Origin of the sequence: Shewanella carassii (assembly GCF_002777975.1) — a bacterium.
GTDB lineage: Bacteria > Pseudomonadota > Gammaproteobacteria > Enterobacterales > Shewanellaceae > Shewanella > Shewanella carassii.
In genome coordinates this window covers 36047-60579 of the sequence record NZ_NGVS01000045.1, presented here as the reverse complement: position 1 = coordinate 60579, position 24533 = coordinate 36047, and the positions used below count along the sequence as shown (strand labels likewise).

The window sequence follows — 24533 nt, the reverse complement described above, 5'->3', positions numbered from 1 at the left end:
AATAAACTCCTTTTATTCGAACAGTTTCAAGGTGTGCAGCTCGACAATTTGCGACTCAAACGGATGCAATGGGCGCAGCGAATCTGTGGTAAACACGGCATCAATCAAACCTTCCAGCGGCTCGATTCCGCGAGAAAATAGGCCATGGGTCACATAGAGTCCCACTCGGGCGGCGCCTTTTTGTTTCAAAAGCCGCGCCAGCTCGATAAAGGTTCTGCCACCGTCGCAAATATCATCCAGGATCAGCAGACTGCGGCCAGCGACATCGGCGTCCAACTCGGATGCCAATATGGCACCCGTCACGGGATCCCGACGTTTACTGGCCTGAAACACTTCGGCCTCAATCCCGGCGGCACTCAACGCATCGGCAACCTTGGCAATCTTGTGGCTGGCGCCCTTGTCCGGTGCCAGCAGCGCCGCCTGGTGGGTTTGCAGCCACTGCTTCAGTTGCGCAAACTGACAAACCAGCTGCGCCTGATGTACCTGCTCGGCCTCCAGCAGTTGCTCACTGACCGCCGAGTGCAGATCCCAGCAGCGGATCTGGCTGAAGCCGGCATTTCGCAGCAATCCCGCCATCACGGCGGCGGAAAAGGCCTCACCGGCGACGCAAACCCTGTCTTGGCGGGCATAGGGGAAATAGGGAAGTTGCAGTGAAACCTGAATGCCGGGGGCGGCGCGGTCTAAAGCATCTTTGATCAGCAGCAGCTGCATGATGGCATCACTGCTCTGCAACCTGGCGCAGATAATCGCGCTCTGTAGCTGTTGTCCATCAAAACCTGCCAGACGCACATGTTGCTCACCACCGGCAAACTGCCATTGCTCAACAGTCAAAGCCTGTCGGGTCGCATCTTTGTTTACTAGCTCAATACTGATATCCATATCGCTCACCATTAAGTGTCTTAGTGACACTTAATCTAAAGCAACGAGCTGGAGCGGTCAAGCTTATTTTGAGTCAATAAGACACTTATCTAGAAAGAAGAATTAAAACAATGGATAAGATAGTGGTAAACCAAAGAAGCTCAAATGAAGTTTCAAGCTTCCAGATTGCGTACAAAGCGATAATCGGCAGCTTCAGGCAATACCCGGTAGAGCTGGGGGGGGCGACCGACTTCGACCCGGCCCTCTCCACAGGGGGCGAGCACGCCGGCCTGCTCTATCCGCCGCCGGAAAGATTTCTTCTGCAGTGGCTTACCCAGAATGGCCTCATGCACTCGCTGCAACTCGGCCAGGGTAAACAATTCCGGCAGGGCAAAAGCCGCCACCAGGCTGTAAAGCGCCTTTTGGCGTAAGCGCTCCTGTGCCAAGGCTATGATATCGGCGTGATCAAAGGCCAAGTGTTCGGGCAGCGACTGCAAGCTGAACCAGCGGCTCTCTTCAGCCCCTTCCATGACGGGTTCAAGATGAGGCATCAGCGCATAATAGCTGATGGTGACCGACCAGCCTCTGGGATCCCGGCGGCCATTGCCTATACTCTGTAACTGCTCTAGGTAGGGGGGCACTATGCCGGTCTTTTGCTTAAGTTTGCGCTTGGCCGAAGCATCGATATCCTGATCCTGCTGCAGATCGATAAAGCCTCCCGGCAATGCCCACATCCCTTTACAGGGAAACCCGGAACGCTTGACCAAGAGCACACACAATTGCTCTTCTCGCACACAAAGCAGCACGCTGTCGACACTGGTCAACGGCAGCGGATAATCATGGATATTGTATTGCGCCAGATATTCGGCTTCGGTTGTCACTGTCATGGCGGGCTCACTTTGGTGTCTTTGGGGCACTATTTTGAGTCACTATTCAATGGGTGACAATAACAGCCGACAAGAAACCACCCGGCACATCACAGTTCCTCGGTTTCATGCCAGTGGCGACACCGGTCCACCGCCTTTTGCCAACCACGGTAATAGAGCTCCCGCCGTCCTTCATCCATAGCCGGCTCGAAACAACGTTCAACATCACTCCGGTGAGAAAGATCTTCCACCGAGTCCCAGAAACCACAGGCAAGACCGGCCAAAAATGCCGCTCCCATGGCGGTAGTTTCGGTCAAGGCCGGCCGCAGTACCTGTGTATCTGTGATATCGGCCTGAAACTGCATCAGGAAGTCGTTACTCACGGCGCCGCCATCCACCCTCAGCTGCTTGAGTGCAACCGCGCTGTCTTTACTCATGGCATCCAGCAGATCCCGGCTCTGATAGGCGATGGATTCCAGCGCCGCACGTATGATGTGGTTACGGTTTACGCCGCGAGTCAATCCTTGCAAGGAACCGCGGGCGTTGGCGTCCCAGTAAGGGGCTCCCAGCCCGACAAATGCCGGCACCAGATAAACCCCATTGGTATCTTCTACCTTGGAGGCAAAGTACTCTGTGTCCTGGGCATCACGAATAAGCCCCAACTCGTCCCTCAGCCACTGTATGGTCGCGCCGCCCATAAATACCGAGCCTTCCAGCGCGTATTGCACCTCACCCTTGGGGCCTACAGCCACTGTGGTCAGCAACCCATGCTCTGAGCGCACCGCCTTGTCACCTGTGTTCATCAACAAAAAGCAGCCGGTGCCATAGGTATTCTTGGCCATGCCGGGTTCGACGCAAAGCTGGCCGAACAGCGCCGCCTGCTGATCCCCGGCCATACCGGCGATAAGAATTTCACTGCCCTCACCGGCAATCCGGGTTGTGCCATAAACAGCCATCGACGGCTTGACCTCGGGCAACAACGAAGCAGGGATGTCCAGCGCCTGTAACAGGGTCTGATCCCAGCATTGTTTATGGATGTTGTAGAGCATGGTGCGCGACGCATTGGTGGGGTCGGTCACATGCACCTTGCCCTCGGTCAGCTTCCATACCAGCCAGCTGTCGATCGTGCCAAAGAGCAACTCGCCTCTTTCGGCCCGCTCGCGGGCACCCTCGATATTATCCAGCAGCCACTTAATCTTGGTGGCCGAAAAATAGGGATCCAGTAACAAACCTGTATTGTCGCGGACATAGTCCTCCAGCCCCTCGGCCTTGAGCTGCTCACAGATCTCCTTGCTGCGCCGGCACTGCCAAACAATGGCGTTGGCAACTGGCTTACCTGTGAGCTTATCCCAGATGACAGTGGTTTCCCGCTGATTGGTGATGCCGATGGCTGCCACTTCGTCACTGTGGATCCCGGCGCGGGCGATGACTTCTATCAGTGTCGAACTCTGGGATGCCCAGATTTCCATGGGATCATGCTCGACCCAGCCGGGTTGCGGGTAGTGCTGACTGAACTCTCGCTGGGAGACGGCCACGATATTGGCCTGCTGATCGAAAATAATCGCCCGTGAGCTGGTCGTGCCCTGATCCAGGGCAATAATATATTTTTTTTGCACGTGAAAGCTTTCTTGGGTTGGCTGAATTAATTTTGCTGCCAAGGCTGATCGCCTCGGGGTAAGCCGATTTCCGCTTCGGGGATATCACACTCCTGCGCCGGGTAATACCAGACGGCGGCAATCTTATCGCCTCTCAAGCTATAAACGCCCATATTACATTGGCTGTGTTGCTCGCCATCCTGTTGCCAGCTGACCTTTTCCAGGGTGCTGACATAGTTACCCGAGCTCAGCGAGCCCAGAATACTGGCCTTGGCCCCCGGCAGAGTTTGAAAATAGTCGGTCATCGCCGCGCCCAACTCCGCATGCCCGGAAGCTTGTCGGTCAACCTTGGTGATGCTGACATTAAACCAAGTCACCTCTTCCGTGGTTTGCGCCAACATCAGCTCAATCTTTTGCTCATTGAACCCCTGAATAAACATACTGACAGGATCGGATTCGGCCAAACTCGGCATTGAAATCAGTGAGATAGCGCTGGCAAACAGGAATGGATATTTCATGGGCTTATTATTCTTTTGTTGGCAATAGCATGAATATAAGCCCTGAGACTGGCCACGCCAAGTATAAAACAGCCCTGAGCGCGCTCCTACCAGCGATTAAACTGCCTGAACTCGCACCCACCAGCGATCAAACAGCCCTGAGTGCAGCCGCGCCAAGTTTAACACCGCCTTGAGCCAGACTTAGCCAGATATGAAAAAGCCCCGCTCGGCGGGGCTCTTGTCTCATTCCTTGGCTGGAATGGTATTACATCTTGTAAGTCACTTGCAGACCCGCCAACCAGACGTGGCCGCTGGCATCGCCCTGGAAGGCAACCTGAGCCAGGCCCATCAGATCCTGAGTCTCGTTGATAGGGGCATCACCGTGGGCATGGATATAGGTGAGACCCAGATCCACTGTCAGGTTCTTGCTGGGCGCATAACCGGCACCGACACTGAACCAGAGACGGTCGGTATCTGGAATAGTGATGGTACGGTATTCATCGTCAACCGCTGTCTTATCCAGAGCCACACCGGCACGCAGCAACCATGCGTTGTTCAGCTGGTAGCTGGTACCCAGAGCAAAGCGCCAGTTGTCTTTGAAGTTTTCTTCCTTCACCAGATCGGATTCCAGGCCACCGACAGGCTTCTGCTCGCCGGGGAAATACGCCACCAGCTTGTTGAATACGCTCCAGTCGGTCCAGTTGATACTGGCGTGCATCGCCCAGTTGTCGGTCAACTGATGGTAAGAAGCCAGCTCGGCAAATGCCGGCAGTTCCAATGGCAAGTAGCCTTCAACCTCGGCAGTACCGCCGGTATAGACCAGGCCGCGCGCCTGACCGTCCAGATCCAGCTCAACGTGGCTGTGATAGGCGATGCCCAGGCGGTGATTAGCATTGATCTGCCAGCTCGCACCCAGCTGCCATCCATAACCGAAATCATCGCCTTCCAGATGCTTGAGCTCAGTACCGGCGGCAGGCAGACGCGAAGTCACCTCTGCAGGCAAGCCAGGGATAGCACGAACACCTTCAATCCAGCCAGGAACCGAAGCACCGATTTCACCGTCACCATATACGCCGCGCAGACCGGCACCCACAGTGAAGTGCTCATCAATGCGGTAAGCAATATTGGTATTCAGCTCTACTGTGGTAATGGCTGTCTTATTACCAAAAATAGAGGCGGCGTGAGCGGCTGGTAGTTCGGTAGACAGACCATAGTTGGAGTTCAGAGCCAGACCCCAGGTCCAACTGTCGTTGAGCTGATTGGAGTAATAGAAGTTAGGTACTGCGGCATTATCGGCCACATCGAGCGCATCGGCATTCATGGTTACAGAGAATGGCAGTTTATCTGACAGTGATGTCAATGACACCCGCCCCATGGCGTCAACTTCTGGCATCACATAGATGGCACCGGCAGAGATCTGCCGACCTTCAAGATAGCTAAGCATGGCAGGGTTACGTCCCTGAACCGCTGGGTTATCGGCCATGGCCGCTTCACCGGCGAAGGCTCGTCCAAGTCCGGTCGCGGAAGATTCCGCCAGTTGGAAACCCGCCGCTTGCACCTGAGTCGTTGCACCCACAAAGCTGGCCGCAATGGCGACAGCAATAAGTTGTTTCTTCATTGTTATTCTCTGCCTATTCATTTAGCAATTTCTAAATAGAGTAATCACTCCATTTTATTGCGGCGCAGTTTACTGACACAGAATATCTTTGCAAGTCTCAGACAAAAAACAGCACAAATGACCACAAAAATTATCACATCGAGATTAAATAGTGATAAAAATCACTTTCCAACTGCGAAAAACAACGAAAATATGACCTTAATGTTTGCTGAAAAGCATTGACAGATAAAACAATCAAAAATGTAACCACATGAAAAGGCTACAAATATAACCCAAACAATGCCAAAACACTCGTACACTTAAGTAAGACATTAAAAACAGTACAAAACACTGCCATATAAAACACATGGTCAATCAAAAGATGGCAAGGCCATATAATTATTTGTTTTTAAAGCAAAAGAAATGAATCACCCTAGATAAACAAAGCGATCTAAGACCTAAGAGAGCGGACCAGTTACCAAGCCACTGGTCCGCTCTTGTACAAGTGTACGCTGAAAATACAGATTGGATCAGGCCCGCCAGCCCGGTAGCCCGGCTTCATAATCGGCAATGGCCTGCTCATGGGACAGAGTCAGGCCGATGGCATCCAATCCATTGAGCAGCTTATGACGGGCAGATTCAGCCAGTTGAAATACAAAGCGTTTCCCGGAGGGTGAAACAACCTGACACTGCTGCAGGTCAACCTTGATTTCACTGCCTTCGGTCGCCGTTACCTCCTCAAATAACTGCTGCACCTCAGCGGCCTCAAGGATCACCGGCAATAACCCATTATTGATGGCATTGCCGTAAAAGATATCGGCAAAGCTGGGCGCAATAATCACCCGCAAACCATAATCAGCCAGGGCCCAAGGCGCGTGTTCACGGCTGGAACCACAACCGAAGTTTTCCCGCGCCAGTAAAATGGAGGCTCGCTGATATCTGGGCTGATTCATCACAAAGGCAGGATCCGGCAGCTCACCGGCATCGTCCAGATAGCGCCAGTCGTGAAAAAGATGGACACCGAAGCCATCCTTGGTGACCTTGGATAGAAACTGTTTGGGGATGATCTGATCCGTATCCACATTGGCGCTATCCAATGGCACCGCAATTCCCTGATGAATAGTAAAAGCCTGCATTTTATTTCTCCTGGCCAGCGTGGCGGATATCGACAAAGTGCCCGGCAATGGCGGCAGCGGCTGCCATGGCAGGACTCACCAGATGGGTGCGGCTGCCGCGTCCCTGCCGCCCCTCAAAGTTGCGGTTACTGGTTGAGGCGCAGCGATCGCCGCTTTCCAGGCGATCATCATTCATCGCCAGACACATGGAGCAGCCCGGCAAGCGCCATTCAAACCCGGCCTCGACAAACAGTTTATCCAGCCCTTCGGCTTCGGCCTGAGCCTTTACTTGTCCCGAGCCAGGCACCACTATGGCGGTCACGCCGTCAGCCACCCGCCGACCACGGATCTGCGCCGCGGCGCTGCGCAGATCTTCGATGCGTGAATTGGTGCATGAACCAATAAAGACCTTGTTGATGGCCACATCCGTCATCAGGGTACCTGGTGTCAAACCTATATAATTCAGCGCCTTTTCCATACTGCCGCGCACTGTGGCATCGGCCTCCTCGGCGGGGTTGGGCACAGGTTTATCTATGGCCACCACCTGGCCCGGATTAGTGCCCCAGGTCAGTTGCGGCGCGATTTCACTGCCTTCCAACTCCACATAGGCATCGAAGATAGCATCTTCATCAGACTTGAGCGTCTTCCAGGCTGCCAGGGCGGCATCCCAATCGGCGCCCTTGGGCGCAAACTGACGCCCCTCAAGATAGGCGAAGGTGGTCTCATCCGGCGCGACCATGCCGGCCTTGGCGCCCATCTCAATCGCCATGTTGCACAGCGTCATGCGCCCCTCCATCGACAGGGCGCGAATCGCGTCACCGCAAAACTCCACCACATAGCCGGTGCCGCCATCCATGCCTATCTTGCCGATAATCGCCAACACCACATCCTTGGCGGTAATGCCCTCGCCCAGTTGTCCCTTGACCTCAACTCTCATGGTCTTGGCCTTAAGCTGCCGCAGCGTTTGGGTGGCCAGCACATGCTCCACCTCAGAGGTGCCGATACCAAAGGCCAGCGCGCCAAAGGCACCGTGGGTAGCGGTATGGGAATCGCCACAGACAATAACCGTACCCGGCAGGGTAATGCCCAGTTCAGGCCCCATCACATGCACTATGCCCTGATTGGGGTGGTGAATGTCATACAGACGCACACCGAATTCGCGACAGTTTTGTGCCAGGGTTTCAACCTGAGTGCGCGCCATGGGGCTCAAGGCGTCCAGACTGGCGCTCTTGGTCGAGGTGTTGTGATCCATGGTGGCAAAGGTCTTGTCCGGTGCCCGAAGTTGGCGCCCGGCCATCTTCAGGCCACTGAAGGCCTGGGGCGAGGTCACCTCGTGCACCAGATGACGGTCGACGTAAATAATCGGCGCTTCTCCAGCAGGCGTCGCCACCAGGTGGGCATCCCACACTTTTTCATACAATGTCTTGCCCATTACACCCCCTCCCGAATCGCATTGGCGATATAGTCGCCCATCTCTGCCGTGGTCTTGGCATTATGCCGCTGCTCCGGCGCCAGCAACTCACAGGTAAAGAAGCCATCTGCCAGCGCCTTGCCAACGGCGCGCTCTATCGCTGCCGCCGCCTCTTCCTGCTGCAGGCTGTGGCGCAACATCAAGGCCGCCGACAAGATCTGCGCTACCGGGTTGGCAATCCCCTTGCCGGCAATATCCGGGGCACTGCCACCGGCCGGTTCATAGAGACCGAAACCACTGCTGTTGATGGAAGCCGATGACAACAGCCCCATGGAGCCGGTCAACATGGCGATTTCATCGGAAAGTATGTCGCCGAACAGGTTGGAGCACAGCATCACATCAAAGTCCCAGGGGCGACGCAGCAGTTGCATGGTGGCGTTGTCGATATAGATATGTTCCAGTTCCACATCCGGATACTCGCTCGCGACCTGCTCGACCACTTCACGCCAAAGTACCGAGCAGGCCAGCACGTTGGCCTTGTCGACCGACGTCACCTTACCGCGGCGGCCGCGGGCGGCCTCGAAGGCGATATGGGCGATTCGGCGGATCTCGGCGCGGCTGTATCTCATGGTGTCAAACGCCTCTTCGCTCTCGCCCTCCCCCTGACGCCCCTTGGGTTTGCCAAAGTAGATACCGCCGGTCAGTTCACGCACGCACAGTACATCAAACCCTTTGGCCGAGATATCGGCGCGCAGCGGCGACAGATGTTCCAGCCCCTGATGTAACTTGGCCGGTCTCAGGTTACTGAATAAGCCGAAATGGCCCCGCAGCGGCAACAGCGCGCCGCGCTCGGGTTGTTCATTGGGAGGCAGTTTTTCCCATTTGGGGCCGCCTACCGAGCCGAACAGAATTGCATCTGCCGCTTCACATCCGGCCAGGGTCGATGCCGGCAACGGGCAGCCATGGTTATCTATCGCTATGCCGCCGACATCATATTCGGCGTACTCCATTGCCAGGTCGAAGCGTTGCTCTACCGCCGTCAGCACCTTACGGGCCTGGGCCATGACTTCCGGGCCTATGCCGTCGCCGGCCAATACCGCTATCTGATAACTCATACGCCACCCAACTCCTTTCTCTGTTGTATTTTCTGTTTATGATCCGCCACCTGGTCGGCACGCTGAATAAGGTTCATCACATGCACCAGGGCCGCGGCCGAAGCCTCGACCACATCGGTAGCCAAGCCGACACCGTGGAAATTGCGCCCCTGGTACTGAGCCGTGATATCCACCTGCCCCAGCGCATTCTGGCCTTCGCCTTTGGCGCTCAACTTATAGCTGCAGATATCCACGCTCTGGCCGCTGGCGCGGGCTATCGCCTTATAGGCAGCATCCACAGGGCCATTGCCGGTGGCGGCTTCGGTCACTACCTCACCGCCAGCTTCAATACGTACAGTGGCGGTGGCCATGCCCTCGGTAGAGTCGGATTGCACCACCAGCTGCTGCAACTGGAAGTGGTCGTCGGCCGCTGCCCGGCCCTCCATATACACCAAGGCTTCCAGGTCATAGTCGAACACCTGGCCCTTCTTGTCGGCCAGTTTCAGGAAGGCGTCGTACAGCTGATCCAATGAATAATCCTGCTCTGAATAACCCATCTGCTCCATTCGATGCTTGATCACATGGCGGCCGGAGCGTGAGGTCATATTCAGGTGATTGCGATTCAGGCCTATGCTCTCAGGTGTCATGATTTCATAGGTGTTTTGCGCCTTTAACATGCCGTCTTGATGGATACCGGATGAATGGGTAAAGGCATTGGCGCCCACTATCGCCTTGTTGGCCTGAATAGGCATATTGCATAACTGGCTCACCATGGAGGAAGTGCGGTGAATTTCCTGAGCCTTGATGCCTGTCTCCAGCCCCAGAATGTCTTTGCGGGTTGCCAGGATCATGGCGATCTCTTCCAATGAACAGTTACCTGCCCGCTCACCTATGCCGTTGATGGTACACTCAATCTGCCGGGCCCCCTGCTGCACCGCCATGATGGAGTTGGCAACCGACAATCCCAAATCGTCGTGGCAGTGCACAGAGATCACCGCCTGATCGATATTGGGCACCCGGTTAAACAGGGTTTGAATAATGCCGCCGAACTCGCTGGGAAGGGTATAGCCCACTGTGTCCGGAATATTGATGGTGCGGGCACCGGCTTCGATGGCCGCCTCGACCATGCGACACAGATTATCTATCGGGGTCCGGCCGGCGTCTTCGCAGGAAAACTCCACATCATCGGTAAAACGCCTGGCATACTTCACCGCCCCTACCGCCATCTCCAGCACTTGGTCGAAGGAGCGCTTCAGCTTGCTCTGCACATGGATATTTGAAGTTGAGATAAAGGTATGAATGCGGAACTGATCCGCGACCGATAAGGCCTGGGCCGCAGCGTCGATATCTTTCTCCAGTGCCCGCGACAGGGCGCAGACCCGACTGTTTTTGATGGTACGGGCTATGGTCTGTACCGACTCAAAGTCGCCGGGAGAGGAAACCGGGAACCCCACCTCCATGATGTCGACCCCCAGGCGCTCGAGAGCCATGGCTATCTGCAGTTTTTCTTTCACTGTCAGGCTGGCTGCCAGCGCCTGCTCGCCGTCCCGTAAGGTGGTATCGAAAATAAACACTCTGTCAGACATCTGGATTCTCCATTCAGGGGTTTCGATTGATTTTTCCCGTGCCAGAAACAAAAAACCCCGCGGTTTCTGGCGCGGGGTTTTGAGTTCTGGCTTGCTAATCGACGTGCAAGTCTAGCTCCTCCGCGCAGGGACTGCGAGAGTAAGGAGGAGGAGAGACAGTTGCATTTGTGGGTTCATTTAGCTGTTCTATACCAGATAAAAATTCGTTTAAAGTGGGTTTATATTCTTCCCACCGGGCTCAAGAGGTTCAATAATTAACTGCCTCCTTGCTCGCTGTCAAGCCTATATTTCTCAGCATCAGTTGAAAATTTCGGCTTAACGTGCTGATTTGCACCATTCAAGCCTTGGTGATCCAAAGCTAAATAGATGAATAAAATCTTGCCGATAGCATCATTTTTTGTGCCAAAAATGATAAAAAATAGTTATTATCCCAACACGGTTTCGCTCGGCAAAACTCACCTTCACTCAGCGGAGAAAAAATGGATTTTCGCCTCTTGGCACTGAGCTTGCTCCTGTGGTCATTTTCTGGCGCGCTTTGGGCCGCGGAGCGGTTGGACACACTGGCCAACACCCTCTATCAATATCCTACGCTGGCGCTGACCCAAATCAACGAACTTGAGCGTCAGGCCTCAGAGTTGAGCCAGGCTCAAGTGCTGAGATTGCAGTTATTTAAATGTGAAGCACTCCTGCAATTAGGAGACAACGGCGCCGCCATCAATCTGGCCGAACTGGGAGAAGCCAGAGCCAAGCAACTCAGGCTGGAACAGGCAGACAGTTATTTTCAAATTTGCCGCGCCGATGCCTATGCCAATTTCGACGATCTGAAACAATCACTGCTGTTACTCGGCGGCGCCATTGAGCAGGCCAAACGCCACAACCAACCCCAGGCTCTGGTCAACGCCCTGAGACTCAAGGGCCAGCTGGAAAACGACCTTGGCAACTATGGCACCGCCATCGAAGATCTGCGTCTGGCGCTGGACATCTACCCGGATATCGGCAATCAAAATCCGTCCTGGCTATGGCCACCTCTGGCCTATGTTTACGGCGACATGGCCAGCCTGATGTATTCCACCGGCGACCTGCGCCAAGCGGCCTACTATCTCAAGTTGGCACTGGACACAGATGAAGCCAAAGGCAAAGTTCGCCATGTGCTGTTATTGATGGCCGCCGGAGTCGCGCTGGCGCAGGAGGATACAGCCCAAGCCGACAGCCTGCTGAAACAGTCCAAAATACTGCTGCCAGAGATAGGCTCACCGCTGGAGCTTGCCAACAGTTACAGCCAGATAGCCGTGATAGAACTCGCCAGGGGCAGAACCGAGATTGCCGATGAGTTAGTGGGTATTGCCCTGCAGACCTATGAAAAACAAGGCAAAGTAAACAACTATATGCGTGCTACCCGACTGTTGGCCAGGGTACGTCTCGCCCAGCGCAACGACGATGAAGGCCTAAGGCTGCTGATGCATTCGGCGCAGCAGGCCGAGCAGCTGCAACTGGCCGATGAAGTGGCCTATACCCAACAGCTTATCAGTGACTATTACGCCGAAAGAGCTGAGTTTAAACCGGCATACGAGGCGATGAAACTGGCGGCCCAGGCCGCAGCCGAGGCCCAAAAGCAGCTCAACAATACCCGCTTTATGCAATACAAGGCCAGGCTCAGCCAGCAGGAACAGTTGCAGGTAGAAACCCAGCAGAACATTCGTCTTGCCAGTGCCGATCAGCGCTCCAAACTGAGCCAGGCCTACGGCACCATCTCTTTGCTGGCACTCGCCATCATAGGTGCGCTGATCTGGTTGGTCAGTCGCCGTAACCGCTGGCAACAACCGAGTACCGAGGCACTGGAAAAACTGCCTGCGGCCCAGCAGCTGGATGCCATGCTCAGCAGTGCCAAGAAGGGCAACTACCCCTTGAGCCTGTTGTTGCTGAGTACCAGCCATATACGTCAGGTGGATCTTTCCGCCCTGCAGCGGGCACTGGAACAGAAACTCAGAGAGCAAGACAGACTGCTGCGCTACAGCATGGATGAAATGGTGATCCTGCTGCCCTACACCTCGGTCCGGGGCGCCTTGCAGGTCAGCGAGCAACTCCGGCCGATAGTGCAGAGCTGGCAAGAGGCTCATGCCGTGCGTATTGGAGTGGCCTCGCTGCAGCAGCCCGATACCCTGGATAGCCTGGTGAAGCGTGCCGGCGTCAACCAACTCAGTCAGCAGAAAGCCGCCGAGCAACATCAGTCACCGGCGAGATAAGCCTCTATCTCGTCGAGGAACTGATCGCCAAAGCGGGCCAGTTTGCGTTCACCAACACCATTGACCGCCAACATCTCGCCTTGGCTGGTAGGCAAAATCGCCGCCATTTCCGCCAGGGTTGCATCGTTGAATACCAGATAGGGCGGTACGTCCTGCTCTTCGGCTATGCTGCGCCTTAACTGTTTGAGGCGGGCAAACAGCTTGCGATCGTAATTGAGTGGCGCTTTGCTGCTGACACTACGCCTGCGGGTAACATGCAAGTCAATTCTGGGTTCGGCCAACATCAGTGCAACTTCGCCCCTGAGCACAGGCCTGGCGGCCGGATTCAGGCGAATACTCGATCCACGGGTAATATCCTGGCTCGCCAGTCCCAAATGGATAAGCTGTCTGGTCACACTGAGCCAGTGTTCATGGCTCTTGTCTTTGCCGACACCCCAGGTGGATAACTTGTCGTGCCCCCGGTCGACCACGGCGGCCGATTTGGAACCTCTGAGCACCTCAATCAGCTGGTTCATGCCAAACTTCTGCCCCAAGCGATATATGCAGGACAGCACCTTCTGTGCATCCTCGGTGCCGTTGTAGCGTTTCGGCGGATCCAGGCAGATGTCACAGTTGCCGCAGGGCTCCAGCGCCGGTTCATCGAAGTAGTGCAGCAACACCTGGCGGCGGCAGGTCTGGGCTTCGGCAAAGGCCGCCATGGTATTGAGTTTATGCAGTTCCACCTGTTGCTGCGGCCCGGGTTCCCCCTGCTCAATCAGGTGGCGCACCCGGCCGATATCGGCGGGCTCGAACAGCATAAAGGCTTCGGCCTCGAGACCATCTCGCCCGGCGCGGCCGGTTTCCTGATAGTAGGCCTCTATGCTCTTGGGCAGATCGTAATGCACCACAAAACGCACGTTGGACTTGTTGATCCCCATGCCGAACGCGACCGTGGCCACCACTATATCCAACTGTTCCTTGAGAAATCTGTCCTGAACACTGGCGCGCTCGTCACCGCTCATACCGGCATGATAACCTTCGGCGGCATAGCCCTGTAGCCGCAGCCTTTCGGCCACTTCATCGACCCGGCGGCGGCTGGAGCAATAAACAATTCCGGCGGCGCCGTTCTGCGCGGCGATAAACTGGCGCAATTGATTGGCGGCATTGAGCTTTTCCGCCACTGTGTAGCGAATATTCGGCCTATCAAAGCTGGAAAGAAGCACATAGGGGGTGATATTGAGCCGCTGGCAGATATCATCCCGGGTCGCCTTGTCGGCGGTGGCGGTCAGCGCCATCACAGGCACGCCGGGAAACAGCTGCTTCAGGCGGCCAAGCTGGGCATATTCGGGGCGAAAATCATGGCCCCACTGGCTGATACAGTGCGCCTCATCCACGGCAAACATCGATAGCGGCAGGGATTGCAGCCGCTCAATAAACTCATGCTGCAGCAAGCGCTCCGGCGAGACATACAACAAGCGGATCTCCCCCTGATGCAACTGGCGCAGCACCTTGAGGCTCTGCTCCCTGGGCAAGGATGAGTTGAGATAAGCGGCATTGACCCCGGTCTGCAGCAGGCTGTCTACCTGATCTTTCATCAGGGAGATAAGCGGCGAAACCACCAGAGTCAACCCTGGCATCAACAATGCGGGCAGTTGGTAACACAGACTCTTGCCGCCGCCGGTGGGCATGATCACCATGCAGTCTTCCCCGGCCATCACACGTTCAATCACCTGGCGCTGCCCTTCACGGAAAGTGCGGTAGCCGAACACCTGCTGCAAGGCTTGCTGCATAGGGTCTTGGGGATGATTTAGGCTCTCGGGAGCGATACTCAGCGGCTGATCCATGACTGTCTGTGTCCAAAGAAGAGGCCGCTATTCTAAATGAAGCCAACACCAGAGTGCCAGCCAAGAGGGGATTTTTCCGCCTGGACTAGGCAAACGGCCATATTAGCGTTAGATTGATTGCTCTAAAAAACAACAATAGCAGGAAGCCCTATGAGCCAGGACATTCAAGCCGAGGTACTCGCCAAGGTAGCAGAAGTATTTGATAAACATGTGCCTTTTCATAATCTTCTCGGCCTTGGGATCCGCCGATATGACGCCTCTGGTGTCGAAGTGGAGATCCAAATGAAGCCAGAGCTAATCGGCAACATACATCAAAAAATACTCCATGGCGGGGTTACCGCAACCGTGTTGGATGTGGTTGGCGGCCTGACGGCATTCTCCGGCTTAGTTATCAGTCGCGACAACTGGACAGTGGAGCAGTTGCAACAGCGACTGCAAACCCTGAGCACCATAGATCTCAGGGTCGACTATCTGCGCCCCGGCTGGGGAGAAGTCTTCAGCGGCACAGGAACAGTGATCCGTGCCGGCAACAGGGTCTCTGTCTGTCGAATGGAGCTGCATAATGAAAAAGGCAGCCATATTGCTTTTGGTACAGGGACTTACATGGTCGGCTGAGTAGCTGTTTAAAACTCAAACACTGAATCTGTTGTCGATAACTTGAGCCGAGGGGCTTTGCCCCCTACAATCGCCCTTCTCTCCTTTTCGTCATTGTGTAGTACCTATGCCTGAAACCGAATACCGCAAGGGGGTCATTCTCGCCCTTTGCGCTTATATTTTTTGGGGCTTTGCGCCGCTGTACTTCAAGTTGCTACATCATGTCTCGGCTCCCGAGATCCTGCTGCACCGCATCATCTGGTCCTTCGTCTTTATGGGGGGCCTGATGCAGTTTATCGGTGGTTTCGGCCAGCTCAGGCTGTTACTCAAGCGCCCGAAACAGTTGGCGGTACTGCTGCTGACTTCGATTCTTATCGCCGGCAACTGGCTGCTATTTATCTGGGCGGTCAACAATGATCATATGCTGGATGCCAGTCTGGGCTACTTTATCAACCCGCTGTTCAATGTGTTGCTCGGCATGCTGTTTCTGGGGGAGCGGCTCGGGAGACTGCAATGGGTGGCGGTAACACTTGCCGCCGCCGGGGTGGTGATCCAACTGGTTTCTTTCGGCTCGATTCCGCTGGTATCCCTGGGGCTCGCAGCCTCCTTCGGTTTCTACGCCTTGCTGCGCAAGAAGGTCAATGTCGACGCCAAGACAGGCCTTTTGGTCGAAACTGCGGTGTTAATGCCCGCAGCGCTGGGCTTTTTACTGCTGGGCACTGGTGAAGCCGGTGCCAATATGCTCAGTAACAGTTGGGATCTCAACCTGCTGCTGATGGCCGCCGGTATCATCACCACCATCCCCTTGCTGTGCTTTGCCGGTGCGGCAGTGCGGATCCCGCTGATTATGCTGGGCTTCTTCCAGTACATAGGCCCAAGCATTATGTTTATCATGGCAGTGACCCTGTTCGATGAACCCTTCGATATCGAAAAGAGCATTACCTTCGGCTTCATCTGGGCCGCCCTGGTGGTGTTTACTTTGGATATGCTGCGAAAACGCTCTCGCAGGTAACAAACACAACCGGCCCGGATGGAGTTTCCGGGCCGGTTAAGCAATATTCAACCTTTATCCCGGCAGATTCTGCCCCAGCCCCTTAAGCAAACTCTCCGCCTCGGGCATACTCAGCAGCAGGCTGTAACCAAGGTCGGTCGGCAGTAACAAGACGCTATCTTTTTCCGTCAGAGCCACAAACGCTTTGCTGCCATCATTGAGCCGATACCACCCCAGGGTGTAACCGGGTAGGCCTATGCCCTGGGTACGCATGCCAAGCCTGGGGCCGCTGGCATCGCCGAGATTAATCACTTTCGCCTCTGAGATACGCAGATGCTCTGGAGCCAGGCTCTGGCCGTAGAATGGCACCTCGACCACCAGGCTTTGAGCCGTCAATTCCACCTTGGATGCCTGCGCCTGCCAAAATACCCACACAGATCCCGCCAGTGTTACCAACAGTAAACCCGAGGCGGCGCTCTTGGCCATTGTCGGCATCTTCCGAATGCGGATCAGCAGCAAGATGGCCGCCAACATCAGTATCAAGGCGATAAAGCTGCCACTGGCGACGCCGGTCAATGGCGCCAACTCGTAACTTCCACTGTTCATCTCTCGCTCCTTAATGGATAGGCATAAGTGGGCTTAGCTTAGGAGCTAAAGACATAATATGTCAACAAATGGAATACGCCTGCTTACAAAGAGCCCCGCTGAGCGGGGCCGGTTTTTACAGATCAAGCGCCAAAATTTTGGAGCGACGCTGGTAGTTATAGAGCTGCTTCTTCTTACTCGGCAAAGCATCTACCTCCACCAGCTCAAAGCCGTGTTCCAGGAACCAGTGAATGCTGCGGGTCGTCAGCGCAAACAGTCTGGAATAACCACGCACCTTGGCCTGGCCTATGATGTTTTGCAACAGCAGGCTACCGCGATCGGCATCGCGATAGTCAGGATGCACCACCAGACAGGCAAACTCGCCGGCGTTGTCCTCTTCAAAGGGATAGAGCGCCGCGCAGCCTATCACCAGTCCATCACGCTCAATCAGCATAAACTGCTCTATTTCTATCTCCAGTTGCTCGCGGGAGCGACGCACCAGGATCCCCTGCTCTTCCAGCGGGCGGATCAGGTTGAGTATGCCGCCAATATCGGCAATGGATGCGCGCCGCAAGCGCTCGGCACTCTCTGTGACTATCTGGGTACCTATGCCCTCACGGGAGAAGAGTTCCTGCAACAGGGCACCATCTTCCAGATAGCTGACCAGATGGCAACGGGGCACACCGCTGCGACAGGCATCAATACTGGCCTTGAGAAATGCCATGGTGCCGACACAGCCTTCACCCTGGCCGGCCAGTTTCTCGAGAATTTTCTGGGCATCGTTGGGCATCAGCTCGGCAATAACATCACCGTTGCGATCCAAAATACCATTCTGGGAGCTGAAGCCGATCATCTTGTCGGCCTTGAGTTTGATAGCCACCTGAGTCGCCACTTCTTCGGCGGTGAGGTTAAAACTCTCGCCGGTGACCGAAGCCGCTATCGGCCCCATCAGGATGATGCAGTTGTTTTCCATCTGCCGTTTGAGTCCCTGAACATCGATACGGCGCACCTTGCCGGAGAGGCAATAGTCAATACCATTGTCGACCCCCAAAGGCTGGGCGATGACAAAGTTACCACTGACCACGTTGATCTGTGCGCCCTGCATCGGCGTGTTCGACAGGCTCATGGACAACCTAGCTGTAATATCAAACTGCAAAGAACCGGCTACCTGCTTAATGACCTTGAGAGTGGTTTCATCGGTGATCCGCACGCCTTGATGGTAGGCAGGCTCAATCTGATTGTTAGCCAAGGCTTCGTCTATCTGTGGCCGGGCGCCATAGACCAATACCACCTTGATCCCCAGGCTATGCAGCAGAGCAACATCATTGATGATGGAGCGAAACTTAGGCTGAGCCAACGCCTCGCCCCCCAACATCACAACAAATGTCTTGCCCCTGTGAGCATTGACATAGGGAGCAGAATGACGAAAACCATCAACCAATTCTGTGGTACGCACCTTGGGATTTACCTCACACTCGTTAAAGCCGACATAAAATGAATGCCACCCCCGTGGCACGGATAACATAGTAATGCATTTAAATTCACTTAAAAAGAATTTATTTGCACAAATACTTATTTTAAATCTCTAACTATTCACATGAAGGGTAAGCCATATCCAGCATCACCCCCCTGAGACTCAAACCGAGTAAATATTCGCCGCTGCGGTTCAAGTGATTGCATAGAAAGGTATAGCAGGGATCTGTTTAGAAAGTATGAATCCACCTGAACCGCAGAAGGCCAGCAGCCGAACTCTTGCGGAATAACTCAGGACTAGTGGATTGAAGGTGATAGCGGCAGCTTGGTGACAAAGGAGATAAGCTTAAGGGCAACGAGAGCCAAACCGGCTCGACTACGGCCGCGGCGGCCAAATTCAAATCAAAAAAAAGCCCCTGCGAGAGGGGCTTTCCAAGAATGCAAATACCAAGTGGATTACTTGATTTTGGCTTCTTTGTAGATAACGTGCTGACGAACTACGGGATCAAACTTTTTGATCTCCATTTTCTCAGGCATGTTACGCTTGTTCTTGTCGGTAGTGTAGAAGTGACCAGTCTTGGCGCTTGAAACCAGCTTGATCTTCTCACGATTGCCTTTAGCTTTAGCCATTTTCTATTACACCTTCTCGCCACGGGCACGAAGTTCAGCAACAACGACTTCGATACCTTTCTTGTCGATAATGCGCATACCCTTGGTAGAAACGCGCAATTGTACGAAACGCTTTTCGTCTTCTAACCAGAAACGGTGGTTCTGCAGGTTAGGTAAAAAACGACGACGAGTTGCGTTTTTTGCGTGCGAACGGTTGTTACCAACCATTGGTCGCTTGCCAGTAACTTGGCATACTCTTGACATGTCAATCTTCTCCAAAAAACAATTTTAACGCTCGAGCATTAATGTGCCTCGTATGGCCGTCGCCCGAGGCACAAAGAGGGCGCATGTTATACAGGATAACTGAGGAAAGATCAAGCGATGGATCAATCCATCCATCCGCGTTCTGCGAAGGAAACTATCTCGCAATCCCCTACAACCATATGATCCAGAAGTGAAACATCTATGGTTGCGAGCGCACATTTCAACCGCTCAGTAATTCGCCTGTCAGCCTGGCTGGGCTCAGCCACGCCGGACGGGTGATTATGGCAAACTATGACCGCCGCGGCCTGTTTTTCCAGCACCAGCCTAACCACCTCTCGTGGATAGACGGATGCAGAGTCCAGGGTGCCATGGAATAATTCCACGAATTGGATCACTCGGTGCTGGCTGTCCAGCAACAGAATCGCAAACACCTCGGTGGCACGGTCCGCTAATTGTCTCATTAAATAGTCGCGAGTCAAATCCGGATTTGTCAAAACCGCCCCTCTTTGCAGCTTTTCCCGGGAAATTCGCCTCGAAAGTTCGGCCGCGGCCTGCAATTGGGTATATTTTACCGGTCCCATTCCCGGAATTCGGGCAACCTGATTCAGTGGTGCCACCAAGAGTTGCCGCAGTGAACCGAATGCCGCGAGCAAATCTCTGGCTAATTCGACCGCACTCTGCCCCGCCAGGCCGTTACGCAGTAAGACCGCCAGTAACTCGGCATCACTCAGGCCCTTGGCTCCCTGCTGCAACAACTTTTCCCTGGGTCCCTCGCCTGTCGGCCAGTCTCTGATCCCCATCCTTGGCTCCCGTCCCTGTGCCCTATACTTTGTTTCAATTATGGTCGAGATTTTTGAAGCTGCATCCTGCCAAGTCGGGGGGGCTTTGTGATATCTTAGCCGCCAATTACCATCAGTTGATTGTCTCTATGAGCCTGAAGCATAAAAAAATCCTCTTGGGGATTGGCGGTGGCATTGCCGCCTACAAGAGTGCCGATTTGGTACGGCGTCTGCAGGACAGAGGTGCCGAAGTCAGAGTCGTCATGAGCCAGAGCGCCATGGAATTCATTACCCCGCTGACCTTGCAGGCGTTATCCGGCCATCCTGTGGCCTCAGATCTGCTGGATCCGGCGGCCGAAGCTGCCATGGGGCATATCGAATTGGCCCGCTGGGCCGATCTGGTTATCATTGCCCCCGCTACCGCCAACCTGTTGGCCCGCATTCGTGCCGGTATGGCCGATGAACTGATCACCACCACCTGCCTAGCAACGGCGGCTAAGGTGATGCTCTGCCCGGCGATGAACCAACAGATGTACCAAAACGTAGCGACCCAGGACAACCTCAAGGTGCTGGCCGAGCGCGGTTATGGTATCTGGGGCCCAGATAGCGGCAGCCAAGCCTGTGGTGAAGTCGGCCCGGGGCGTATGCTGGAACCCAATGATATCGCCCAGCGAGCCGCCGCTTGCTTTGAGCCACAGCTGTTGGCAGGCCAAAAGCTGCTGCTGACTGCCGGACCGACCCGCGAAGCGATAGATCCTGTGCGTTATATCTCCAACCACAGCTCAGGCAAGATGGGGTTTGCACTGGCCACCGCAGCGGCGCAGATGGGCGCCGAAGTGACTCTGGTCAGCGGCCCGGTTAATTTGGCTACCCCGGCAGGGGTGACCCGAGTCGATGTGCAATCGGCCAAAGAGATGCTCGATGCCGTGATGCAACGGGTGGAACAACAGGATATTTTTATTGGCTGCGCCGCAGTGGCAGACTATCGTGTCGCCGATGTCGCCGAAGCCAAAATAAAAAAATCTTCCGAAACCATGGCATTGGCACTGGTGCGTAACCCGGATATTCTGGCCACGGTCGCCAGCCATTCTATCCGGCCCTTTACCGTGGGTTTTGCGGCAGAAACCCATGAAGTGGAGACCTACGCGCGTGACAAGCTCAAGCGCAAGAAACTCGATATGATTGCCGCCAACGATGTGTCTGTTCCGGGTCAGGGTTTCAATGCCGACCGGAATGCTCTGAAAGTATTTTCTGCAACAGGTTGTGATGAACTGCCGGCCACCGACAAGTTGAGCCTGGCCAAACAGTTGCTGATCCTGATAGCGAAGCATAAAAACAACTCATGAAAACACCCATAGAACTGAAAATTCTCGACTCGCGTATTGGCAGTGAATTTCCGCTGCCAAGCTATGCGACCCCAGGCAGTGCCGGCATGGATCTACGCGCCATGCTGGACACCAGCATCACCATAGCCCCGGGTGAAACTGTATTGATCCCGACCGGAATTGCGGTTCATGTGGCCGACCCTTCTCTGGCGGCGGTGATCCTGCCCCGCTCGGGTCTGGGCCACAAAAACGGCATAGTGCTCGGCAACTTGGTCGGCCTTATCGACTCTGACTATCAGGGCCCGCTGATGGTTTCCTGCTGGAACCGCAGCCAGACACCTTTCACCCTGGAGATAGGTGACCGCTTGGCCCAATTGGTGTTTGTGCCCGTCGTTCAAGCCCAGTTCAAACTGGTGGATGAATTTGACACCTCGGACAGAGGCGAAGGTGGCTTCGGCCATTCAGGCACTCAATAATTCTTGCCACTGACAGAGCGAAACATGGCTGTAAAAGAAAAAATCAATCGTCGTGAACACATACTCCAATCCCTTGCCAGAATGCTGGAAACCAATCCGGGGCAAAGGATTACCACTGCCAAGTTGGCCTCGGAAGTTGGCGTGTCGGAAGCGGCGCTCTATCGCCACTTTCCCAGCAAGGCGCGGATGTTTGAAGGCCTGATTGAGTTTATTGAAGACTCTCTGCTGTCACGCATCAACCTCATCATGGATGAAGAGAAAGACACCATGAAACGCTGCCAACAGGCACTGCAGCTGTTATTGGTGTTTGCCGAGCGCAACCCAGGGATCTCCCGGGTACTGAGCGGTGATGCCCTGCTGGGCGAAAATGAGCGGCTCAGAGAGCGGATCAACCTGTTGTTTGCCAAGTTGGAAACCCACCTGAAGCAAATCCTGCGGGAAAAATCCCTGCGAGAAGGGCAAAAATTCGCCCTGGATGAAGCCATTCTGGCAAACCTGCTGTTGGCCGTGGCCGAAGGCCGTATTGCCCAGTTTGTTCGCAGTGAATTCAAGCTCAAGCCAACGGCTCACTTCGAGGAGCAGTGGCAGTTTATTCAAAGCCAGTTATTACAGAGCTGAGCCCCCTGTTTTCGAGATCAAGGACGGTAAAAACCGTCCTTTTTTTATGGATTTAGCCTTGTCCAAACCCAAGCATTTCATTAACATTGAACAAACATGGGTTACTTATAATAAACACAAGGATGTCAAATGAAGTTCCAACCTTTGTTGGCCGGCACGTTACTGCTGGCACCCGCTCTCGCTTTGGCCCAGAGCAATCAAGCGCCCACGCCGGCAGAAATTTTCAGCCAGGGGGCGCAATACACCAATGTCAAAATCTCCCCCTCAGGTGACTATCTCAGCGTGATCATGAATCACGAAGGAAAAGATAAGCTACTGATCCTCAATACTGAAGACCTCAGTGCCAAGCACATAGTTTATTTCCCGGGCAACGCCCAAGTGGGCAGTTATTCCTGGGTCAACGATGAACGTGTCGTGGTCGCCAAGGAATACCTCAAGGGTTGGGATGATCGCCCGCTCTACTATGGTGAGTTGATGGCGGTGAACGCCGATGGCTCCAAGGTCGCCTATCTGTTCGGTTACAATTCCGGCCAGCAACAAACCGGTTCCCACCTGAAGAAAAATACCGCCATCCAGGCCACTGCCTATGTGCTCGACCCCTTGCCGGATGATGACCGCTATATGTTGGTCAACGCCATCCCCTGGAACGGCGGTCGCAGCCTGGATTATGAACAGTTACAGGATGTCTATCGGGTTGATGTCTACCGTGGCACCCGCAAGAAAATCACCCGCTCTCCCATAGGAATGGCCAGCTTCATGACAGATGATGACGGTGAAGTGCGCTTTGTGGCCGGTCAGGACAAAAGCAACAACACCCGGATTTTCTACCGTAACGACGGTGAATGGATTGACACCGACAAGCTGAACATAGGTCTGAAGGACTTTACCCCAATCTCCTTTACCGAAGATCCCAACAGCGTCTATGCCGCCGCGTCTCAGGCCGGTGAGCCCAAGGCCGTGTATCGGGTCAACCTGAAAACCGGTGAAAAGAAGATGATGGTCAATGACGCCAGAGTCGAGCCGGACAACTTCTGGATCAACGGCCAGAACAAACAGCTCTATGCGGTGGAGTTTGCCAACGGTTACCCAACCTACGCCTTTGTTGACTCTGAAGATCAACATGCTGTGTATCTGAAGCAACTGCTGGCCAGCCTGCCGGGGCACCAGGTGCGCATCATCAGCGAGACCCGCAATGCCGACAAGATGATCATTCTGGCCTTCAACGACCGCAACCCGGGCGACTACTATCTGTTTGACACTAAAGCGGTCAAACTCAGACACCTGCTGCGTACCATGGAAAGCATAGATCCGGCCCAAATGGCCGAAGTGAAACCCATGGATATCAAGGTGCGTGATGGCATGACGATTCAGGCCTACCTGACCTTGCCACCCGGCAAAGATCCCAAGCAGTTGCCTTTGGTGGTCAACCCGCACGGCGGCCCACACTATGTCAGGGACAGCTGGGGCTTTGATCCTCAAAACCAGATGCTGGCCAATCAGGGCATAGCCGTACTGCAGGTTAACTTCCGCGGTTCGGGTGGTTACGGCGAAGCCTTCCAGCAAGCGGGCTACCGCAAGTGGGGCAGTGAAATTCAGTACGACATCATAGACGCCACCCGCCATTTGATAGATCAAGGCATAGTGGACAAGCAGCGCATCTGTATCGTCGGCGGCAGCTTTGGCGGCTACAGCGCGCTGCAAAGCTCGGTCATGGAGCCGGATCTGTTCAAGTGCGCCATCGGCTTTGCCGGGGTGTACGATCTGGAAATGATGTTTAAAGAAGGTGACGTGCAGGAACGTGACTCGGGTACCAGCTACCTGCGAACTGTGCTTGGTCAGGACCAAGCCGTGCTGCGTGCCATGTCGCCCACTCGCAACGTCGACAAGCTCAAGGCCAATCTGCTGCTTGTGCACGGCGGCAATGATGAGCGCGCCCCCATAGAGCAGTTTGAAGCCCTGGAAGATGCGCTCAAGAAGCGTAACTACCCCTACCAGAAAATCATCATGGATGATGAGGGCCACGGTTTCTACGATGAAAGCCACAGAGCCATCTACTATCAGAAAATGCTCAACTTCCTGAAGCAGAATCTGGGCGTTTAAGTTTAACTGCCTTAAACCAAGCCGCTCTCCAGGG

General features: G+C 54.6%; 22 protein-coding genes. 7 read left to right on the top strand and 15 right to left on the bottom strand.

Features of this window, described 5'->3' with window-relative positions; all coding sequences use genetic code 11:
* Positions 1-12 precede the first annotated feature (12 nt).
* The 9 genes from prs to leuA form a co-directional block, all read right to left on the bottom strand.
* Positions 13-879: a ribose-phosphate diphosphokinase gene (gene prs / locus CBE72_RS19915; RefSeq protein ID WP_157929120.1), complete on the bottom strand. Its 867-nt coding sequence runs from the start codon at positions 877-879 to the stop codon at positions 13-15.
* Positions 880-1031: 152 nt separating this feature from the next.
* A complete protein-coding gene (locus CBE72_RS19910; protein ID WP_100146087.1) occupies positions 1032-1745 on the bottom strand; it encodes an NUDIX hydrolase in 714 nt (237 codons plus the stop codon).
* A gap of 89 nt (positions 1746-1834) precedes the next feature.
* Entirely contained in the window at positions 1835-3340 is a 1506-nt protein-coding gene (gene glpK / locus CBE72_RS19905; protein WP_100146085.1) for a glycerol kinase GlpK, read from the bottom strand.
* A gap of 26 nt (positions 3341-3366) precedes the next feature.
* A complete protein-coding gene (locus tag CBE72_RS19900) occupies positions 3367-3837 on the bottom strand; it encodes a nuclear transport factor 2 family protein (RefSeq protein WP_100146083.1) in 471 nt (156 codons plus the stop codon).
* A gap of 244 nt (positions 3838-4081) precedes the next feature.
* Positions 4082-5434, bottom strand: coding sequence for an outer membrane protein transport protein (locus CBE72_RS19895; RefSeq protein WP_100146081.1), 1353 nt, complete (start codon positions 5432-5434; stop codon positions 4082-4084).
* A gap of 509 nt (positions 5435-5943) precedes the next feature.
* Positions 5944-6549 carry a 3-isopropylmalate dehydratase small subunit gene (gene leuD / locus CBE72_RS19890; RefSeq protein WP_100146079.1) on the bottom strand — a complete coding sequence of 202 codons (606 nt, stop codon included), beginning with the start codon at positions 6547-6549 and terminating at the stop codon, positions 5944-5946.
* A gap of 1 nt (position 6550) precedes the next feature.
* Positions 6551-7960: a 3-isopropylmalate dehydratase large subunit gene (gene leuC, locus CBE72_RS19885; RefSeq protein ID WP_100146077.1), complete on the bottom strand. Its 1410-nt coding sequence runs from the start codon at positions 7958-7960 to the stop codon at positions 6551-6553.
* Positions 7960-9054: a 3-isopropylmalate dehydrogenase gene (leuB, locus tag CBE72_RS19880; protein ID WP_039035217.1), complete on the bottom strand. Its 1095-nt coding sequence runs from the start codon at positions 9052-9054 to the stop codon at positions 7960-7962. Before leuB ends, leuC begins: the two co-directional genes overlap by 1 nt.
* Complete coding sequence (gene leuA, locus CBE72_RS19875; RefSeq protein WP_100146075.1) at positions 9051-10619, bottom strand: 2-isopropylmalate synthase; 1569 nt, start codon at positions 10617-10619, stop codon at positions 9051-9053. Before leuA ends, leuB begins: the two co-directional genes overlap by 4 nt.
* A gap of 479 nt (positions 10620-11098) precedes the next feature.
* Between leuA and CBE72_RS19870 the strand changes: the two genes are divergently transcribed.
* Positions 11099-12862, top strand: a complete 1764-nt coding sequence (locus tag CBE72_RS19870) for a diguanylate cyclase domain-containing protein (protein ID WP_100146073.1) — start codon at positions 11099-11101, stop codon at positions 12860-12862.
* Here the strand turns inward: CBE72_RS19870 and recQ are convergent.
* Positions 12844-14631 (bottom strand): DNA helicase RecQ, encoded by a 1788-nt coding sequence (gene recQ / locus CBE72_RS19865; RefSeq protein WP_373289290.1) that lies wholly within the window; start codon positions 14629-14631, stop codon positions 12844-12846. The two genes, CBE72_RS19870 and recQ, sit on opposite strands and share 19 nt — an antisense overlap.
* Before the next feature lie 204 nt (positions 14632-14835).
* Between recQ and CBE72_RS19860 the strand changes: the two genes are divergently transcribed.
* Entirely contained in the window at positions 14836-15300 is a 465-nt protein-coding gene (locus CBE72_RS19860) for a thioesterase family protein (protein WP_100146069.1), read from the top strand.
* A 106-nt stretch (positions 15301-15406) separates the two neighbouring features.
* The gene (rarD, locus tag CBE72_RS19855; RefSeq protein WP_100146067.1) at positions 15407-16291 is read left to right on the top strand and encodes an EamA family transporter RarD; all 885 of its coding nucleotides are present in this window, start codon (positions 15407-15409) and stop codon (positions 16289-16291) included.
* 54 nt (positions 16292-16345) lie between these two features.
* Here the strand turns inward: rarD and CBE72_RS19850 are convergent, their stop codons facing one another.
* The 5 genes from CBE72_RS19850 to radC form a co-directional block, all read right to left on the bottom strand.
* On the bottom strand, positions 16346-16876 hold the full coding sequence (locus CBE72_RS19850; protein ID WP_100146065.1) for a PH domain-containing protein: 531 nt from the start codon (positions 16874-16876) through the stop codon (positions 16346-16348).
* Between the two features lie 115 nt (positions 16877-16991).
* The gene (gene argA / locus CBE72_RS19845) at positions 16992-18311 is read right to left on the bottom strand and encodes an amino-acid N-acetyltransferase (protein ID WP_100146126.1); all 1320 of its coding nucleotides are present in this window, start codon (positions 18309-18311) and stop codon (positions 16992-16994) included.
* Between the two features lie 473 nt (positions 18312-18784).
* Entirely contained in the window at positions 18785-18958 is a 174-nt protein-coding gene (gene rpmG / locus CBE72_RS19840) for a 50S ribosomal protein L33 (protein ID WP_025010872.1), read from the bottom strand.
* Between the two features lie 6 nt (positions 18959-18964).
* Positions 18965-19201 (bottom strand): 50S ribosomal protein L28, encoded by a 237-nt coding sequence (gene rpmB / locus CBE72_RS19835; protein WP_028769274.1) that lies wholly within the window; start codon positions 19199-19201, stop codon positions 18965-18967.
* A 122-nt stretch (positions 19202-19323) separates the two neighbouring features.
* A complete protein-coding gene (radC, locus tag CBE72_RS19830; protein ID WP_093983855.1) occupies positions 19324-20001 on the bottom strand; it encodes a RadC family protein in 678 nt (225 codons plus the stop codon).
* Positions 20002-20129: 128 nt separating this feature from the next.
* Here radC and coaBC point away from each other — a divergent pair, with 128 nt between their 5' ends.
* The 4 genes from coaBC to CBE72_RS19810 all read left to right on the top strand — a co-directional run bounded on the left by coaBC (position 20130) and on the right by CBE72_RS19810 (position 24499).
* Positions 20130-21326: a bifunctional phosphopantothenoylcysteine decarboxylase/phosphopantothenate--cysteine ligase CoaBC gene (coaBC, locus tag CBE72_RS19825; protein ID WP_167387705.1), complete on the top strand. Its 1197-nt coding sequence runs from the start codon at positions 20130-20132 to the stop codon at positions 21324-21326.
* Positions 21323-21781, top strand: coding sequence for a dUTP diphosphatase (dut, locus tag CBE72_RS19820; RefSeq protein ID WP_025888140.1), 459 nt, complete (start codon positions 21323-21325; stop codon positions 21779-21781). Before coaBC ends, dut begins: the two co-directional genes overlap by 4 nt.
* Positions 21782-21805: 24 nt before the next feature.
* Positions 21806-22399 carry a nucleoid occlusion factor SlmA gene (slmA, locus tag CBE72_RS19815; RefSeq protein WP_025010868.1) on the top strand — a complete coding sequence of 198 codons (594 nt, stop codon included), beginning with the start codon at positions 21806-21808 and terminating at the stop codon, positions 22397-22399.
* A 129-nt stretch (positions 22400-22528) separates the two neighbouring features.
* A complete protein-coding gene (locus tag CBE72_RS19810; RefSeq protein ID WP_100146063.1) occupies positions 22529-24499 on the top strand; it encodes an alpha/beta hydrolase family protein in 1971 nt (656 codons plus the stop codon).
* Positions 24500-24533 lie beyond the last annotated feature (34 nt).

Coding starts and splice junctions, on each gene's coding strand:
- prs (WP_157929120.1), bottom strand. CDS start 879: ATGGATATCAGTATTGAGCTAGTAAACAAAGATGCGACCCGACAGGCT.
- CBE72_RS19910 (WP_100146087.1), bottom strand. CDS start 1,745: ATGACAGTGACAACCGAAGCCGAATATCTGGCGCAATACAATATCCAT.
- CBE72_RS19900 (WP_100146083.1), bottom strand. CDS start 3,837: ATGAAATATCCATTCCTGTTTGCCAGCGCTATCTCACTGATTTCAATG.
- CBE72_RS19895 (WP_100146081.1), bottom strand. CDS start 5,434: ATGAAGAAACAACTTATTGCTGTCGCCATTGCGGCCAGCTTTGTGGGT.
- leuD (WP_100146079.1), bottom strand. CDS start 6,549: ATGCAGGCTTTTACTATTCATCAGGGAATTGCGGTGCCATTGGATAGC.
- leuC (WP_100146077.1), bottom strand. CDS start 7,960: ATGGGCAAGACATTGTATGAAAAAGTGTGGGATGCCCACCTGGTGGCG.
- leuB (WP_039035217.1), bottom strand. CDS start 9,054: ATGAGTTATCAGATAGCGGTATTGGCCGGCGACGGCATAGGCCCGGAA.
- leuA (WP_100146075.1), bottom strand. CDS start 10,619: ATGTCTGACAGAGTGTTTATTTTCGATACCACCTTACGGGACGGCGAG.
- CBE72_RS19870 (WP_100146073.1), top strand. CDS start 11,099: ATGGATTTTCGCCTCTTGGCACTGAGCTTGCTCCTGTGGTCATTTTCT.
- recQ (WP_373289290.1), bottom strand. CDS start 14,631: ATGCAGCAAGCCTTGCAGCAGGTGTTCGGCTACCGCACTTTCCGTGAA.
- CBE72_RS19860 (WP_100146069.1), top strand. CDS start 14,836: ATGAGCCAGGACATTCAAGCCGAGGTACTCGCCAAGGTAGCAGAAGTA.
- rarD (WP_100146067.1), top strand. CDS start 15,407: ATGCCTGAAACCGAATACCGCAAGGGGGTCATTCTCGCCCTTTGCGCT.
- CBE72_RS19850 (WP_100146065.1), bottom strand. CDS start 16,876: ATGAACAGTGGAAGTTACGAGTTGGCGCCATTGACCGGCGTCGCCAGT.
- rpmG (WP_025010872.1), bottom strand. CDS start 18,958: ATGGCTAAAGCTAAAGGCAATCGTGAGAAGATCAAGCTGGTTTCAAGC.
- rpmB (WP_028769274.1), bottom strand. CDS start 19,201: ATGTCAAGAGTATGCCAAGTTACTGGCAAGCGACCAATGGTTGGTAAC.
- radC (WP_093983855.1), bottom strand. CDS start 20,001: ATGGGGATCAGAGACTGGCCGACAGGCGAGGGACCCAGGGAAAAGTTG.
- coaBC (WP_167387705.1), top strand. CDS start 20,130: ATGAGCCTGAAGCATAAAAAAATCCTCTTGGGGATTGGCGGTGGCATT.
- dut (WP_025888140.1), top strand. CDS start 21,323: ATGAAAACACCCATAGAACTGAAAATTCTCGACTCGCGTATTGGCAGT.
- slmA (WP_025010868.1), top strand. CDS start 21,806: ATGGCTGTAAAAGAAAAAATCAATCGTCGTGAACACATACTCCAATCC.
- CBE72_RS19810 (WP_100146063.1), top strand. CDS start 22,529: ATGAAGTTCCAACCTTTGTTGGCCGGCACGTTACTGCTGGCACCCGCT.